This is a genomic window from Streptomyces sp. GMY02, assembly GCF_019056675.1.
Taxonomy (GTDB): Bacteria; Actinomycetota; Actinomycetes; order Streptomycetales; family Streptomycetaceae; genus Streptomyces; species Streptomyces odonnellii.
On the sequence record NZ_CP077658.1, the window covers coordinates 5,646,811 to 5,661,819 of the forward strand.

General features: G+C 71.7%; 11 protein-coding genes. 7 read left to right on the forward strand and 4 right to left on the reverse strand.

Annotation, left to right across the window (positions count from 1 at the left end; translation table 11 throughout):
• Positions 1 to 13: 13 nt before the first annotated feature.
• Complete coding sequence (malQ, locus tag KQY30_RS23875; RefSeq protein ID WP_217308581.1) at positions 14 to 2,215, forward strand: 4-alpha-glucanotransferase; 2,202 nt, start codon at positions 14 to 16, stop codon at positions 2,213 to 2,215.
• 20 nt (positions 2,216 to 2,235) lie between these two features.
• On the forward strand, positions 2,236 to 2,469 hold the full coding sequence (locus KQY30_RS23880; RefSeq protein WP_046504706.1) for a hypothetical protein: 234 nt from the start codon (positions 2,236 to 2,238) through the stop codon (positions 2,467 to 2,469).
• Between the two features lie 177 nt (positions 2,470 to 2,646).
• On the opposite strand, the gene KQY30_RS23885 is transcribed toward KQY30_RS23880, so the two are convergent.
• Complete coding sequence (locus tag KQY30_RS23885; RefSeq protein WP_367997434.1) at positions 2,647 to 3,660, reverse strand: MASE1 domain-containing protein; 1,014 nt, start codon at positions 3,658 to 3,660, stop codon at positions 2,647 to 2,649.
• Positions 3,661 to 3,813: 153 nt separating this feature from the next.
• Positions 3,814 to 6,390, reverse strand: a complete 2,577-nt coding sequence (pepN, locus tag KQY30_RS23890) for an aminopeptidase N (RefSeq protein ID WP_217308582.1) — start codon at positions 6,388 to 6,390, stop codon at positions 3,814 to 3,816.
• A gap of 128 nt (positions 6,391 to 6,518) precedes the next feature.
• Between pepN and KQY30_RS23895 the strand changes: the two genes are divergently transcribed.
• The 3 genes from KQY30_RS23895 to KQY30_RS23905 all read left to right on the forward strand — a co-directional run bounded on the left by KQY30_RS23895 (position 6,519) and on the right by KQY30_RS23905 (position 8,477).
• On the forward strand, positions 6,519 to 6,749 hold the full coding sequence (locus KQY30_RS23895; protein WP_046496803.1) for a ribbon-helix-helix protein, CopG family: 231 nt from the start codon (positions 6,519 to 6,521) through the stop codon (positions 6,747 to 6,749).
• The gene (locus tag KQY30_RS23900; RefSeq protein WP_217308583.1) at positions 6,736 to 7,083 is read left to right on the forward strand and encodes a type II toxin-antitoxin system PemK/MazF family toxin; all 348 of its coding nucleotides are present in this window, start codon (positions 6,736 to 6,738) and stop codon (positions 7,081 to 7,083) included. The genes KQY30_RS23895 and KQY30_RS23900 overlap by 14 nt, the downstream gene beginning before the upstream one ends.
• 158 nt (positions 7,084 to 7,241) lie before the next feature.
• Complete coding sequence (locus KQY30_RS23905) at positions 7,242 to 8,477, forward strand: MFS transporter (RefSeq protein ID WP_217308584.1); 1,236 nt, start codon at positions 7,242 to 7,244, stop codon at positions 8,475 to 8,477.
• On the opposite strand, the gene KQY30_RS23910 is transcribed toward KQY30_RS23905, so the two are convergent.
• Both KQY30_RS23910 and KQY30_RS23915 read right to left on the reverse strand, forming a co-directional pair.
• Positions 8,458 to 9,495 carry an aspartate-semialdehyde dehydrogenase gene (locus KQY30_RS23910; RefSeq protein ID WP_217308585.1) on the reverse strand — a complete coding sequence of 346 codons (1,038 nt, stop codon included), beginning with the start codon at positions 9,493 to 9,495 and terminating at the stop codon, positions 8,458 to 8,460. The two genes, KQY30_RS23905 and KQY30_RS23910, sit on opposite strands and share 20 nt — an antisense overlap.
• 205 nt (positions 9,496 to 9,700) lie before the next feature.
• Positions 9,701 to 13,006 (reverse strand): S8 family serine peptidase, encoded by a 3,306-nt coding sequence (locus KQY30_RS23915; RefSeq protein WP_217308586.1) that lies wholly within the window; start codon positions 13,004 to 13,006, stop codon positions 9,701 to 9,703.
• A gap of 270 nt (positions 13,007 to 13,276) precedes the next feature.
• Here KQY30_RS23915 and KQY30_RS23920 point away from each other — a divergent pair, with 270 nt between their 5' ends.
• Positions 13,277 to 13,732: an NUDIX hydrolase gene (locus KQY30_RS23920; RefSeq protein ID WP_217308587.1), complete on the forward strand. Its 456-nt coding sequence runs from the start codon at positions 13,277 to 13,279 to the stop codon at positions 13,730 to 13,732.
• A gap of 89 nt (positions 13,733 to 13,821) precedes the next feature.
• Positions 13,822 to 14,985 (forward strand): serine hydrolase, encoded by a 1,164-nt coding sequence (locus KQY30_RS23925; RefSeq protein WP_217308588.1) that lies wholly within the window; start codon positions 13,822 to 13,824, stop codon positions 14,983 to 14,985.
• Positions 14,986 to 15,009: the final 24 nt, after the last annotated feature.

Sequence of the window (15,009 nt, forward strand, 5' to 3'; positions counted from 1 at the left end):
CCCTGGAGTGCGTATGAGCCTGGCCGGACTCGCCGAACTGCATGGTGTCGCCACCTCGTACGCACCGTCGCCGGGCGTCAGTGTCCCGGTCCCCGACTCGACCGTTGTACTGGTGCTGGCCGCGCTTGGTGTCGACGCCTCCAGCCCGGCGGCGGTGGACAAGGCGCTGAAGCGCGCCGAGTCCGCCGCCGCGCGCCGCCTGTTGCCGCCGACGCTGGTGGTGTGGACGGCCCGGGGCGCACCGGAAGCAGCCGGGCACGACGCGGTCACCGCGCCCGCGAGCACCGAGCCCCTGCTGCCGCCCGCCCTGGCCGCGCTGCCGGACGGCTCGGTGCTCCGGGTGGAGACCGAGCAGGGCGGGTCGGTGGAGCTGCCCGCGGGGCCCGGCGCGGCCGCCGGCTGGGCCCGGCTTCCGCTGGGGGTGCACCGGCTGACCGTCCGCGCCCCCGCCGCCGCGGGCCGCGGAGCCGCCCGGGGCCGCGGAGCCGCCGGCGGCCACCGGGAGGACCGGGCCGCGCTCGTCGTCGCCCCCGACCGGGTGCCGGAGCCCTCCGCCCGCGCGTACGGCTTTCTGGTGCAGCTCTACTCCCTGCTCTCCCGGCGCTCCTGGGGCATGGGCGACCTGGGGGACCTCGCCGAGCTGGCCGCCTGGTCGGGCCGGGCCCTCGGCGCCGGGTTCGTGCAGATCAACCCCCTGCACGCCGGGGTGCCCGAGGTGCCGGCCGACCCCTCGCCGTACCGCCCCTCCTCGCGCCGGTTCCCCGATCCGGTGCATCTGCGGATCGAGGCCGTACCGGAGTACGCGTACGTCCACGGCGAGGACCGCGAGCGGCTCGACCGGCTCGTCGAGCGGGCCGCCGCGCTGCGCACGGCCGTGCTGGACCCGGCCCCGGGCAAGGGCGCGCTGATCGACCGGGACGCGGTGTGGGAGCTCAAGCGGGCCGCCCTGGAGATCCTGGCCACCGTCCCGCTCGGCCCCGGCCGCCGCGCCGAGTACTGCGACTTCCTGGCCGAGCGCGGCCGGGCCCTGGAGGACCACGCCACCTGGAACGCGCTGGCCGAGGTGCACGGCCCCCAGTGGCGCTCCTGGCCCGCCGGGCTGCGCGATCCACGCTCCGCCGAGACGGCCGCGGCCCGGCGCCAGCTCCTCGACCGGGTCGACTTCCACTGCCGGCTGGCCTGGCTGACCGACGAACAGCTCGCCGCGGCCGGCCGGGCGGCCCGGGACGCGGGCATGGGCGTCGGGATCGTGCACGACCTCGCCGTCGGCGTCCACCCCGACGGCGCCGACGCCTGGGCGCAGCAGGACGTCTTCGCCGCCGGCATGTCCGTGGGCGCCCCGCCGGACGCCTTCAATCCGCGCGGCCAGGACTGGGGGCTGCCGCCCTGGCGCCCCGATGTGCTGGCCGCGTCGGGCTACGCCCCGTACCGGAGCCTGCTCCAGGGCCTGCTGCGGCACGCCGGGGCGCTGCGGATCGACCATGTGATGGGCCTGTTCCGGCTCTGGTGGGTGCCCGAGGGACTGGACCCCACCCGGGGAACGTATGTGCGGTACGACGCCGAGGCGATGCTCGCGGTCCTCGCCCTGGAGGCACACCGCGCGGGTGCCGCCGTCATGGGCGAGGACCTGGGCACGGTCGAGCCCGGGGTGCGGGAGGCGCTGGAGCGGCGCGGGGTGTTCGGCACCTCGGTCCTCTGGTTCGAGCGCGACTGGGACGGCACGGGCGGGCCGCTGCCGCCGGACCGCTGGCGCACGGGATGCCTGGCCACCGCCACGACCCATGATCTGCCGTCCACCGCGGCCCGGCTCACCGGTGAGCATGTGGAGCTGCGCCACCGGCTCGGCCTGCTCACGGGACCGCTGGAGCGTGAGCGGTCCGAGGCACAGGCGGAGCTCGCGGAGTGGCTCGGCCGGCTCACCCGGCTGGGACTGCTGTCCGGCGACGACGAGGAGGAGCGCGTCCGCGCCGTCTACCGCTTCCTGCTGCGCACCCCGGCACGGCTGGTCGGGATCTGGCTGCCGGACGCGGTGGGCGACCGCAGACCGCAGAATCTGCCGGGCACCTGGGACCAGTACCCGAACTGGCGCCTGCCCGTCGCGGACGCCGAGGGCCGCCCGGTGGCCCTGGAGGAGCTGGCCGCCTCGCCCCGGCTGCACGCCCTGATGGAGGTGTTCCGGCCGGGTACGGCACCCCCGCCCGCGAGGCCGTCCTAGCCGTTCGCTACTTTTGCGGGGTGGACAAGAAGAACGCTCTGCGCGCCGGCGCCCTGGCGGCCGGTACGACGCTGATGATGCTGCTCCTGTCGTCCCCGGCGCTCGCGCTGAGCCGGGACGACGGCGACGACCCGGGCCCCGGCCTGAGCATCGCCGAGACGCTCGGCCTGTATGTGGTGGCGCCGCTGGTGATCTTCGGCATCATCGCGGGCCTGGTCATGGTCCTCGACAAGTCCCACAAGCAGCACGTCTGACCGACCCCGAGCGGGTCTCACGCGCGGGTCTCATAGGGCGCGCCGGGCGCGGACAACCGACCGGCGGCGCCCTTTCCGTGCGTCTCCACCAGCCTCGACCTGCGTACGCACCGACCTTGGCGTACGTACGCACCGGCCGCGCCCTTCACATACGTACCGCTCACGTACGCAGCGTGCTCACGTACTCCCCTCGCTGCCCTCCACGGCCTGCTGGCGCCGTGGCCGCAGCCTCGCCCCCTGGCCGGGCACGAGCCGCTCCACCACCTCGGTCAGCTCGTCGCAGGCCTCCTCGATCTTCTGGTGGATGTTCTTCTGCTCGGTGACGATCGCCGTCAGCAGCAGTGAGGTCAGCGCCAGGGAGCCGTTGAACGCCTGAAGGGTGATCATCCGCTCGACCAGGGTCTGATGGGCGAACGCCCCCGCCGGATTGGCCGCCTCCCAGATCGCACGGAGGGACACCGCGAGCGCGAACGGAGCGCTCCCGGCGAGATGGAAGCGCAGCGCCGCCCAGATCAGCACGGGGAAGACGAGAAAGAACAGCGTGAAGGCGCTCATGGTGGCCAGCCAGGTGATCACTACGGCGGTGATCACCAGCGCGGACACCTCGGCCCACCGGTGGAAGTGCGGAGGCCACCGCAGCCGGCACAGCAGGAGCAGGAACGGTGTGACCAGCAGGACGCCCATGGCGTCGCCGGTCCACCACACCAGCCAGGCCGTCCAGAATCCGTCCGGCAGCGTGACGCCGCGGAGCCACATCGTAGCCACCGGCACGGTCGCGGCGACCAGCATTCCGGCCAGGCCGCCGAGGAAGACCAGCGCCACCCCGTCCCGCAGCCGGTCCAGCTCGACACGGAATCCCACGCGCCGCAGAAGCAGCAGGGAGGTGAGCGGCGCGAGGGTGTTCCCGACCGTGATCGCGATCTCGATTCCGCCCACCGGGCCGAGCGGCAGGAAACCGACGAGGGTCCCCAGGGCGATCCCCGGCCAGACACCGGCGCCCAGAAGCAGCAGAGCGGTCAGGGCGATGCCCGTGGACGGCCAGAGCGGTGTGAGAGCGGTGCCGTCGACCTTCAGGACTTCCTTCTGCAGGCCGATCCAACCGCCCACGCAGTAGAAGACGGCGACGCCGAGGATCCGGAGGGCGGCCACGGTCGGACGTCGGAGTTGCTCGGTACGCACCACAGCGGCCATGAGACATCGCGCCCCCACCCGGCCCGGCCGTGACACGCACTGCGGGGCCGCGCAAGTCACCCGGTGCCCCGGCGACGGAGCGCTTCGGGGCCGGAGTGCTTCGGTGAGCTTTGGGGTGGGGGCGGCCCGCTCGGGCCGCCCCCACCGGCCGCGTTACGCGGTGGCCGCCGCCTCGTCCGCCCGCTGCGCCCGCAGCGCGCGCTCGACACCCGACCTCGACTCCGAGACCAGCCGCCGCAGCGCCGCGTTCGGGCCCGCCGAGGCGAGCCAGGCGTCCGTCGCGTCCAGCGTCTCCGGGGAGACCTGGACGGCCGGGTAGAGCCCGACCACGATCTGCTGGGCCATCTCATGGGAGCGGGACTCCCAGACGTCCGAGACCGCGGCGAAGAACTTCTCCGTGTAGGGCGCCAGCAGCTCGCGCTGGTCGGTCTGCACGAAACCGCTGATCACGGCCTCCTGGAGGGCGTTCGGCAGCTTGTCGCCCTCCACCACCGAGGCCCAGGCCTCCGCCTTGGCCTCCGGCAGCGGGCGCGCCGAGCGGGCCGCCGCCGCGTGGCGCTCGCCCGCGGCGGTCCTGTCGCGCTCGTACTCCGCCGCGATCTCGTCCTCGTCGTGCAGTCCCACCGCCGCCAGCCGCTGTACGAACGCCCAGCGCAGCTCGGTGTCGACGGCCAGACCCTCGATCGTCTCCGTACCGTCGAGCAGCCCCTGCAACAGATCGAGCTGTTGGGGGGTGCGCGCGGTCGCCGCGAACGCCCGCGCCCACGCGAGCTGGTGGTCCCCGCCGGGCTCGGCCGCGCGCAGATGCGCCAGCGTCGCGTCCGTCCACCGGGTCAGCCCCGCTTCGCGCCACGCGGGCGCCGCGTACAGATCGAGCGCGACCTTCACCTGGCGGTGCAGCGACTGCACCACCCCGATGTCCGACTCCTTCGTGATGCCCGACAGCACCAGCTCCAGGTAGTCGCGGGTGGCCAGCTCGCCGTCGCGCGTCATGTCCCACGCCGACGCCCAGCACAGCGCGCGCGGCAGCGACTCGGTGAAGTCCCCGAGGTGCTCGGTGACGACCCGCAGTGACTCCTCGTCCAGCCGGACCTTCGCGTACGACAGGTCGTCGTCGTTGAGCAGGATCACCGCAGGGCGCGCGGTGTCCGCCGGGAACGGCACCTCGGTGCGCGCGCCGTCCACGTCCAGCTCGATCCGGCTCGTACGGACCAGCCGCCCGCTCTCGTCCAGGTCGTAGCAGCCGACCGCGATCCGGTGCGGACGCAGGACCGGCTCACCCTTCGCGCCCGTGGGCAGCGCCGGCGCTTCCTGCAACACGGCGAAGGAGGTCACATGCCCGGCCGCGTCCAGCTCGATCTCCGGGCGCAGGATGTTGATGCCAGCTGTCTCCAGCCAGGCCTTCGACCAGGTCCGCAGATCGCGCCCGGAGGTCTCCTCCAGCGCGTCCAGCAGATCGGAGAGCCGGGTATTCCCGTACGCGTGCGCCTTGAAGTACGCCTGCACGCCACGGAAGAACTCGTCCTGCCCGACATACGCGACGAGCTGCTTCAGTACGGACGCGCCCTTGGCGTAGGTGATGCCGTCGAAGTTGACCAGCACATCGTCCAGATCGCGGATGTCCGCCATGATCGGGTGCGTGGACGGCAACTGGTCCTGGCGGTAGGCCCACGTCTTCATCGAGTTGGCGAAGGTCGTCCACGACTGCGGCCAGCGCGAGCCCGGCGCGGCGGCCAGGCAGGCGATCGAGGTGTAGGTGGCGAACGACTCGTTCAGCCACAGGTCGTTCCACCACTCCATGGTGACCAGATCGCCGAACCACATGTGCGCCAGCTCGTGCAGGATGGTCTCGGCCCGCATCTCGTACGCCGCGTCCGTCACCTTCGACCGGAAGACGTACTGGTCGCGGATGGTCACCGCGCCCGCGTTCTCCATGGCGCCCGCGTTGAACTCCGGGACGAAGAGCTGGTCGTACTTGGCGAAGGGATAGGCGTAGTCGAACTTCTCCTGGAACCAGTCGAAGCCCAGCCGGGTCACCTCGAAGATCGCGTCCGAGTCCAGGTACTCGGCGAGCGAGGGACGGCAGTAGATGCCCAGCGGCACGGACTGCCCGTCCTTCTCGTACGAGCTGTGCACCGAGTGGTACGGGCCGACGATCAGGGCCGTGATGTACGAGGAGACGCGCGGGGTCGGCTCGAAGCTCCAGACGTTCTCCTTGGGCTCCGGCGTCGGCGAGTTGGACACCACGGTCCAGCCCTCGGGGGCCTTCACGGTGAACTGGAAGGCCGCCTTGAGGTCGGGCTGCTCGAACGAGGCGAAGACCCGGCGGGCGTCCGGCACCTCGAACTGCGTGTAAAGATAAGCCTGCTGGTCGACCGGGTCGACGAAGCGGTGCAGGCCCTCACCGGTGTTGGTGTACGCGCAGTCGGCGACGACCGTCAGCTCGTTCGGGCCCTGGAGCAGATGCGGCAGCGCGATCCGCGAGTCCCGGAAGACCGCGGCGACATCGAGCGCGGTGCCGTTCAGTACGGCCTCGTGCACGGCGGGCGCGACCAGATCGATGAAGGTCTCGGCTCCGGCCTCGGCGCTCTCGAAGCGCACGGTGGTCACGGACCGGTAGGTGCCGCCCTCCTGCGCGCCGCTCAGATCGAGATCGATCGCGTACGAGTCGACGGTGATCAGCCGCGCCCGCTCCCGCGCCTCTTCACGGGTCAGATTTGTGCCTGGCACCCGGTTCATCTCCTCGGTTCGTGACGTTTGGGCCCATCCTTCCACGCGGGCAGGGCCGGACGCCCGGGAGTAATCCGGCGGGGCATTCGGGGTGGCACGGTCATTCCTACCCGGGTAGCATCTTGAGTATGAAGATCAGTGTGAGCCTTCCGGAGGAGGACGTCTCCTTCGTCGACCAGTACGCGGCGGCCTCGGAGTCGGCGTCGCGGTCCGCGGTGATCCACGCCGCGATCGAGCTGCTGCGCGCGTCCCGGCTGGAGGAGGACTACGCGGCCGCGTTCGAGGAGTGGGACGCGAGCGACGACGCGGCGTTCTGGGAGCGGACGGCCGGGGACGGGCTGGCCGATGCGCAGGGGTGACATCTTCCTGATCGACTTCGAGCCGGTGCGGGGGAGCGAGGCCAACAAGGCACGGCCCGCCGTCGTCGTCTCCAACGACGCGGCCAACCGCTCCGCCGAACGGAGCGGCAAGGGGGTCGTGACGGTGGTCCCCGTCACCTCGAACACCGCCCGGGTCTTCGCCTTCCAGGTCGCCCTGCCGGCGGAGGAGTGCGGGCTGACCAAGGACTCCAAGGCACAGTGCGAACAGGTACGCGCGGTGTCGCCCGACCGGATGCGGCAGCGGCTCGGTGCCGTACCGAAGCAGCGGATGACCGAACTCGACGCGGCGCTGCGGCGGCATCTGGCCCTCTGAGCACCCGATGACGCGGCGGCCGGGCTGCCTGTGACCCGGGGAAACGGCCCTGGTAAACGGTCCGGCGATACGGTCCCGGGGAACGGGAGGGAAAAGGGTCGGCCAAGGTCGTTCCAGCCGCGTTGTACCGCGCCGGGGCCCGGCGAAGGCTGGGGCCCATGGAAGAGACCGCCCGCCGGACCGGGGACCCGCGTCCGTTACCGCCGTCCGTCTTCGCCCTCGCCACCGCCACCTTCTGTGTCGTCACGACGGAGATGCTGCCGGTGGGGCTGCTCACCTCGCTCGGGGACGGGCTGCGCACCTCCGACGGTACGACCGGGCTCACCGTCACCCTGCCCGGCCTGGTCGCGGCGCTCGCCGCGCCCCTGCTGCCCGTCGCCGTGCGCCGCGCGGACCGGCGGACCGTGCTCTGCGCGCTGCTGGCCGTGCTGGCCGCGGCGAACGCGCTCTCCGCGCTCGCGCCCGCCTTCGCGGTGCTGCTTGTGGCGCGGGCCCTGGTCGGGGTCTGCATCGGGGGCGTCTGGGCCGTCGCCGCGGGACTCGGCGCCCGGCTGGTACGTGCCGAATCCGAGGCCCGCGCCACCGCCGTGATCTTCAGCGGGATAGCCGTGGCGTCGGTGCTCGGAGTGCCCGCCGGGACGCTGATGGGCGGTTCGGCCGGCTGGCGCTGGGCCTTCGCCGCGCTGGCGCTGCTCGCGCTGGCGGTCGCGGCGCTGCTCGCCGTACTGCTGCCGCCGCTGCCCCCGGCCGGCGCGGTACGGCTCTCCGAGGTCGCCGGAGTGGTCCGTGTCCCGGCGGTACGGGCCGTACTGCTGGTCGTGGCCTTTCTGATCACCGGCCACTTCGCCGCGTACACCTATGTACGCCCGGCCCTGGAGCGGGTGCCGGGCCTCGGTACGGAAGCGGTCGGCGCGCTGCTGCTGGCGTACGGAGCCGCGGGCATCGCGGGCAACTTCGCGGGCGGCGCGGCCGCCGCCCGCGATCCGCGCCGGGCACTGCTGGTGATCTCGGCCGTACTGGCGGGCGCGGTGCTGCTGAGCGTCCCGGCGGGCGGCTCACCGCCGGCCTCGGTGGCGCTGCTGGTGGTGTGGGGGCTGGCGTACGGCGGGGTCTCGGTCAGCGCGCAGAACTGGCTGATGGCCGCCGCGCCGGACCGCCGCGAAGCGGGCTCGGCGCTCTTCGCCGGGCTGTTCAACGCGGCGATCGCGCTGGGCGCGCTGCTCGGCGGCCGCGCGGCCGACCGCTATGGCGCGACGGGCGCGCTCTGGCTGGGCGGCACGCTGGCGCTGGCGGCCACGCCGATGGCCCTGAGGCCGCGCGGTCCACGACCGCGCCGTGTCCTCAAGCGCCGGACGGGCTGGCTGTGCCGTGTCCTCAAACGCCGGACGGGCTGAGTTCCGCCGCCACCAGCTCCGCGATCTGCACCGCGTTCAGCGCCGCCCCCTTGCGCAGATTGTCGTTGGACACGAACAGCGACAGCCCGTTCTCCACCGTCTCGTCCACCCGGATCCGGCCCACGAACGACGCGTCCTGGCCCGCCGCCTGGAGCGGGGTCGGGATCTCCGACAGCGCCACGCCCGGCGCGTCCTTGAGCAGCTCGTACGCCCGCTCCACGCTCAGCGGGCGCGCGAACCGCGCGTTGATCTGGAGCGAGTGGCCCGTGAAGACCGGCACCCGCACACAGGTCCCGGAGACCTTCAGCTCCGGGATCTCCAGGATCTTGCGCGACTCGTTGCGGAGCTTCTGCTCCTCGTCGGTCTCGAACGACCCGTCGTCCACCAGGTTGCCCGCGAGCGGCACCACGTTGAAGGCGATCGGCCGCTGGTAGACGGCCGGCTCGGGGAAGTCCACCGCCGTGCCGTCGTGCGTGAGCCGGTCCGCCTCGTCCACGACCTTCCGCGCCTGGCCGTGCAGCTCGGCGACCCCGGCGAGGCCCGAGCCCGAGACGGCCTGGTAGGTCGCGGCGACCAGCGCGGTCAGCCCGGCCTCCGTGTGCAGCGGGCGCAGCACCGGCATCGCGGCCATGGTGGTGCAGTTCGGATTGGCGATGATGCCCTTGGGCCGGTTCTTGATCGCGTGCGCGTTGACCTCGGAGACGACCAGCGGGACCTCGGGGTCGCGCCGCCAGGCGGAGGAGTTGTCGATCACGACGGCGCCCTGCGCGGCGACCTTCTGGGCGAGCACCTTCGAGGTGGCGCCGCCGGCCGAGAACAGCACGATGTCGAGCCCCGCGTAGTCGGCCGTGGAGGCGTCCTCGACGGTGATCGTCCGGTCCTGCCACTCGATGGTGGTGCCCGCGGACCGGGAGGAGGCGAACAGCCGCAGCTCGGTGAGGGGGAAGTCCCGCTCGGCCAGGACCCTGCGCATGACCGTACCGACCTGACCGGTGGCTCCGACGATTCCGACCTTCACTGGGGCTCCTCACTCGCGACTGTCCCGGGGAACGCGTTCCCACATCATGCGTCTGTCCCGGGCCGGGTTGTCCAATCCATTGTCCAAAGGACGGAACGGTCCGGACGGAACGGTTCCGGCGCGGGTACACGGAACTGTCCCGGACGTGGGAATGCGGAAGGGGCGGGCGCCCGCGTGGGCGCCCGCCCCTCCATTACCGCACGGGTTACGGAGTGACGCTCCCGATGATCACGCTGCCGGTGCCCGCGGCCGTACCGCGCGCGTTCAGCAACTGGACCTCACCGAAGAACTGTCGGCCCTCCGGAGCCGCGCTCTTCACCAGCACCTCGGCCGCGACCTGCGCCGAAGCGCCGCTGTCGAGCTTGACCGCGCCGCTCGCGCTGATCGTGCCGAGCCCGTCCGAGTAGTACACGTCGCGGTAGTCGTACGCCGTGGTCCCGGCCGGGACCGAGTAGGCGTCCACCACGGCCGTGTACGTACCGGCGGCCGGCCTGGTCAGGCTGACCGTCTCGTCGGCGCTGGCGCTGGTCGAGGCGCCGACCTGCACACCGTCCCGGAAGACCAGCAGGTCCAGGTCGGCCCCGTTGTCCGAGGCACCGCCGATGGTGAAGTCGAGCTTCTCGACACCCGCGCCGATGGTGACCGTGGACTCGATCTGGTCGCCGTCCGCGATCGTCGGGCGGGTGACCTTCGCCGAGCCCAGCGAGCCGCCGCCGAGCTTGCCGTCGATGGCGGCGAAGCCGTTGGTGACCTTCCACTCGACCGGCGCCGGAGTGCCGATCTTCGCCGACGGAATCGTGGTGACCGCCGGGTCGAAGACCGCGCCGAGTACCGACACGTCGAGCTTGTACGGGTTGTCGAGCAGCGGCGACGTACGGCGTGCCTCGACCTCGATCTCCCAGACACCCGGCTGCGGGTTCTGGTACGACCGCAGGTCCGGGCGGCAGGTGTTGCTCGGGTTGTTGTAGTTCGGGTAGCAGAAGATCGTGGAGCTGTCCTCCATCTGCGTACCGTACGGGTGGATGGAGATGAACCGGGTCTGGCTGCCCGTGGCCAGCCCGCCCAGCGCCACCTCCAGCGTGCGCGCGCCCTGAGGCACGGTCAGGAAGTACGACGTCGAGCTGTTGCGCTGCACCGAGTCCGACGCCGTGAAGGCGTACGCGGGCGCGGCCAGCGGCTTCGAGACGACCACGGTGGCGAGGATCTGCTTGTCCACGCCCTCCGAGTCACGGTCGTCCAGCTCCAGGATCGCGCTGTGGACACCGGCGGAGCCGGGCTTGGCCTCCACGGTGACCGTGACCGGGTGGTTGAGCGGCAGCTCGACATTGTGGCTGCCGACCAGCCGGAAGGTGCTGTCGTCGTTGTACTTCCACTTCAGCCGGTGCTCCACCGGGCCCGCGGGGCCGGTGGTCCGGGTGATGGTGATGTCGTACGTCCTGCTCTGGCCGGCCCGGAGGCCGCCCTCGCGGTCGTACAGACCCGTGCCGAAGCCCGGGGTCTTCAGGAACTCGTCGATCGCGGTGTCGACCGGGGCCTTCACCGTGTACTCGTACGAGCTGGGGTCGCGCTGGATGGCCTTCCACGCCGCCACGACATCGATCAGACCCGCGCCCTGCTCATGCGCCTGGAGACCGTCGATCTTCTCGGCGGTGCTGGTGAGCGCCGTGCGCAGCTTGGCGGGGGTGAGGTCGATGTGCTTCTGCTTGGCGGCCGAGATCAGCAGCGCGCTGGCGCCCGCGGCCTGCGGGGAGGCCATCGAGGTGCCCTGGAGCATCGAGTAGCCGGGCGGCAGGGTGTAGCCCGCCTCGGCGACCGGCGCGCCGGGCAGCCAGGTCTGGGTGCTGTTGATGGCGGCGCCCGGAGCGGTGATGGTCGGCGTGAAACCGCCGTCCTCACGCGGGCCGCGCGAGGAGAACGGCAGCAGGCCGTACTCCTTCGTCACCCCGGAGCCGTAGTTGGCGGCCCAGGTCTCCTTGGAGATCGACGCGGCGACGGAGATCACCTTGTCGGCCAGGGCCGGGTCGCTGATGGTGTTGGTGCCGGGGCCGTCGTTGCCGGCCGAGATGACCAACTGCACGCCGTAGGTGTCGATGAGCCGGGTGTACAGCTCCGACCTGGCGTTGTTGCCGTCGTTCAGCGGGGGCAGACCGCCGATCGACATATTGACGATGTCCACACCGCGGTTGACGACGAGGTCGATCATGCCCTCGGTGAGCGCGATGCTGGTGCAGCCGCCGCTCCAGGTGCAGGCGCGCGAGGACACCAGCTTGGCGCCCGGCGCGGCGCCGTTCATCTTGCCGCCGAACAGCCCGTTGGCAGCGGTGATACCGGCGACGTGCGAGCCGTGCGCGCCCTCGATGACACCGATGCTGACGAAGTCGGACTTCGCGCCGGCCGCGTTGTAGACGACGTCCTTGCGGATCTCGACGACGAACGGGATGCGCTCGGCCACCGGGGTGGCCGGGTTGTCCGTACCGAAGTAGCCGATCTGGAAACCGTCCTTGTACGGCTTCATCGCGGTGTCGTCGGTGAAGTCGCCGTCGTTGTCCAGATCGACGCGGACGGTGCCGGCGGCCGGGTCGTACAGCACGCCCCAGACATCGGTGGTGTCGCCGTCGCGGTTGAGGTCGCCCGCCATCTCGCCGCCGAGCGTGGCGTTCTCGCGGAACAGGTTGAACCTGTACGAGCCGGCCGGAGCCGTCCACGTACGCCCGCCCAGTGTGAACGTCGGCCCGGACGCGGCGGTGTTCATGATGCGCCAGGTGCCGTCGCCGTCCGAGACCGGGTCGGTGGCGGTCACCCAGTCGACGATCTTGCGCTCGCCGGTGGTGGTCTTCTGGAGTGCCGGGTGCCCGAGGTCGACGCCCGAGTCCAGGATGCCGATGGTGACACCGCGGCCGTCGGCCGTCGGATTCTTCCGGACGAAGTCGACCGCACCGGTCTCGAAGGACGGGTTGTACGGGTTCTCCGCGGCGGTCTTGCTGCTGGGCGCCGGGTACTTCTCGGCGTCGCCCGGGCTCTTGGCGCTCTTCGGACCCTGGGCGGTGTCGGCCGCCGGCCGCGGGTCGTCGAGCTTGATCTCCTGGTTGAGATCGATGCCGTGGACGGAGGAGAGCTTCTGCGCGGCCTTGATGGCGGCGTCCGCCCGGGCGGTGGGCAGCGTCGCCCGTACATAGCCGAGCTTGTCGTACGTCTTGCCGACCACGGCGCCGGGTACGGCGTCGAGCTGGCCGGCGACCTGCTCGGTCGCCCCGGGAGCGGTGGCGACCATGACTGAGACGTTCTTCTCACCCGCGGCCTCGGCCTTGGCGAGCAGATCGGCGTCGGCCGCCCCCAGCTTGTCGGAGGACGACTTGACGGGGGCGGGGACGGCGGGGCCGTCGGTGCCGGTCGCGGAGAACGCGGGGACGGCGCCGGAGGCGATCAGCGCGGCCACCAGGCCGGCTGCCGCCGCGACCCTGGCCACGCGTCTCGGCCCGGATATGGACTCGGATTCGGAGGTCATCAGCATCCCTGAGTGGTGAAAGAGACAGTCCGGATTTCGGTACCGGATGACCGCTCAGCTTTTCGTAAGAGAGGGGGGTTTGTGGAGAGTCGTCAGGGGCGTGATTCGGTCATGGCGGACATCCGCCAGTGCGGCGGTTGCGCCATGGGGGATCAATGGGGCGAGAGGTGCGAAGGGGGTGCGGCGGTGCGAGCGTCCGGCACCGGCCCGCACGGGTCCGGTACTGATCCGCCCAAGTCCCGGGCCCGAGGCCGTTCCCAGTCCTACTCTCTCGGGATGAACCAGGAGCTACGAGTGGCCGCCTATGCCGTGTGCGTCCGGCATGAACAGATCCTTCTCGCCCGCTGGGTGGCCCGTGACGGCACAAAGCGCTGGACGCTCCCGGGCGGGGGCATGGAACACGGCGAGGATCCCGTCGAGACGGCGGTCCGCGAGGTCGAGGAGGAGACCGGCTACGACGCCGAGATGACCGTGCTGCTCGGGGTGGACTCAAGCCGCCGCCGCTACCCCCGCAAGCTGGGCACCTACGCGGACTTCCAGGCCCTGCGCATCATCTACGAGGCCCGGATCACCGGCGGTTCGCTGCGTCCGGAAACAGGCGGTTCCACCGATCTGGCGGCCTGGCACCCGCTCGCCGCGGTCGAAGACCTGGACCGGGCCGAGCTCATCGACACCGGCCTGAGATTGTGGCGTGAGCGGCCCGCTCTCGGCCGCTTCGCGGTGAACGGCTGAAAACGGGTCAACTCGTTCGGAGCGGAAAACCCTTCCGCCGCTTCGGGCGTCCTGCCTGCCGATCGCATCGGTACAACAGGGGAGTTCACATGGCAGTACGTACGGTCCGGATCGCGCTCACCGGCACACTCGCCGCGGTCGCCCTCGCGAGCAGCGCCCTTGTCGCGCCCGCCGTGGCGAGCACGGCGCCGGACAGAACCGCCGCCGCCCACCGCGCCACCCAGGAGGCACTCGACGCCGCCGTCGCGGAGGGCGTACCGGGAGCGCTGGCCCGCGCCGACGACCGCAAGGGCACGTGGAACGGCTCCGCGGGCGTCGCGGACCGCACGACCGACCGGCCGCGCCTTCCGCAGGACCGTTTCCGTGTCGGGTCCATCACCAAGACCTTCGTCGCGACGGTCCTGCTCCAGTTGGAGGCGGAGGGCCGGGTCGATCTGGACGACACCGTCGACAGCGTGCTGCCGGGAGTGGTGCGCGGCAACGGCAACGACGGGCGGAGGATCACCCTGCGCCAGCTTCTCAACCACACCAGCGGCATCTTCAACTACACCTCGGACGAGGAGCTCCAGAAGAAGATCTTCGGGGAGGGCTTCTTCGAGCACCGGTACGACACATGGAAGCCGCGCGAGCTGGTCGACATCGCTCTGGCCCACCAGCCGGAGTTCGCGCCCGGCACGAGCTGGAGCTACTCCAACACGAACTTCGTCCTCGCCGGGATGGCCGTCGAGAAGCTGACGGGCCGCCCGTACGCGACCGAGATCGAGCGCCGGATCCTGCGGCCCCTGGGTCTGCGTGCCACGACCGTCCCGTCCACGGACCCCCGGATGCCGCAGCCGTCGGGCCGGGCGTACTCGGTCCTCGTCCTGGACCCGGCCGCGCCGATCCACGACGTCACCGAACTCAACCCGTCGGTGGCGGGGGCGGCGGGCGAGATGATCTCCAACCCGGCGGATCTGAACCGCTTCTACAGCGCGCTGCTCCAGGGCAAGCTGCTGCCGAAGCAGCAGCTCAAGGAGATGAAGACGACGGTCTCGATGGGCGACGAGGCCCCGCCGTCCAACGGGTACGGCCTCGGCCTCCAGGTCCAGGAACTCTCCTGCGGCGTGCGGGTTTGGGGGCATGGGGGCGGGATCCACGGGTCGTCGTCGGGCGCGGTGACGACGGAGGACGGTACGCATTCGCTGTCGCTGAACTTCAACGCGGACTGGGTGGGGGATGCGGGCGCGGTGGTCGAAGCGGAGTTCTGCGCCTAGCCCTGCCCGGGGCTTCGTCCTCAA

What these genes read in the sequence shown, in the direction of transcription:
- malQ (WP_217308581.1), top strand. Translation starts at nt 14, where the DNA reads ATGAGCCTGGCCGGACTCGCCGAACTGCATGGTGTCGCCACCTCGTAC.
- KQY30_RS23885 (WP_367997434.1), bottom strand. Translation starts at nt 3,660, where the DNA reads ATGGCCGCTGTGGTGCGTACCGAGCAACTCCGACGTCCGACCGTGGCC.
- KQY30_RS23895 (WP_046496803.1), top strand. Translation starts at nt 6,519, where the DNA reads ATGAAGATCAGTGTGAGCCTTCCGGAGGAGGACGTCTCCTTCGTCGAC.
- KQY30_RS23900 (WP_217308583.1), top strand. Translation starts at nt 6,736, where the DNA reads ATGCGCAGGGGTGACATCTTCCTGATCGACTTCGAGCCGGTGCGGGGG.
- KQY30_RS23905 (WP_217308584.1), top strand. Translation starts at nt 7,242, where the DNA reads ATGGAAGAGACCGCCCGCCGGACCGGGGACCCGCGTCCGTTACCGCCG.
- KQY30_RS23915 (WP_217308586.1), bottom strand. Translation starts at nt 13,006, where the DNA reads ATGCTGATGACCTCCGAATCCGAGTCCATATCCGGGCCGAGACGCGTG.
- KQY30_RS23920 (WP_217308587.1), top strand. Translation starts at nt 13,277, where the DNA reads ATGAACCAGGAGCTACGAGTGGCCGCCTATGCCGTGTGCGTCCGGCAT.
- KQY30_RS23925 (WP_217308588.1), top strand. Translation starts at nt 13,822, where the DNA reads ATGGCAGTACGTACGGTCCGGATCGCGCTCACCGGCACACTCGCCGCG.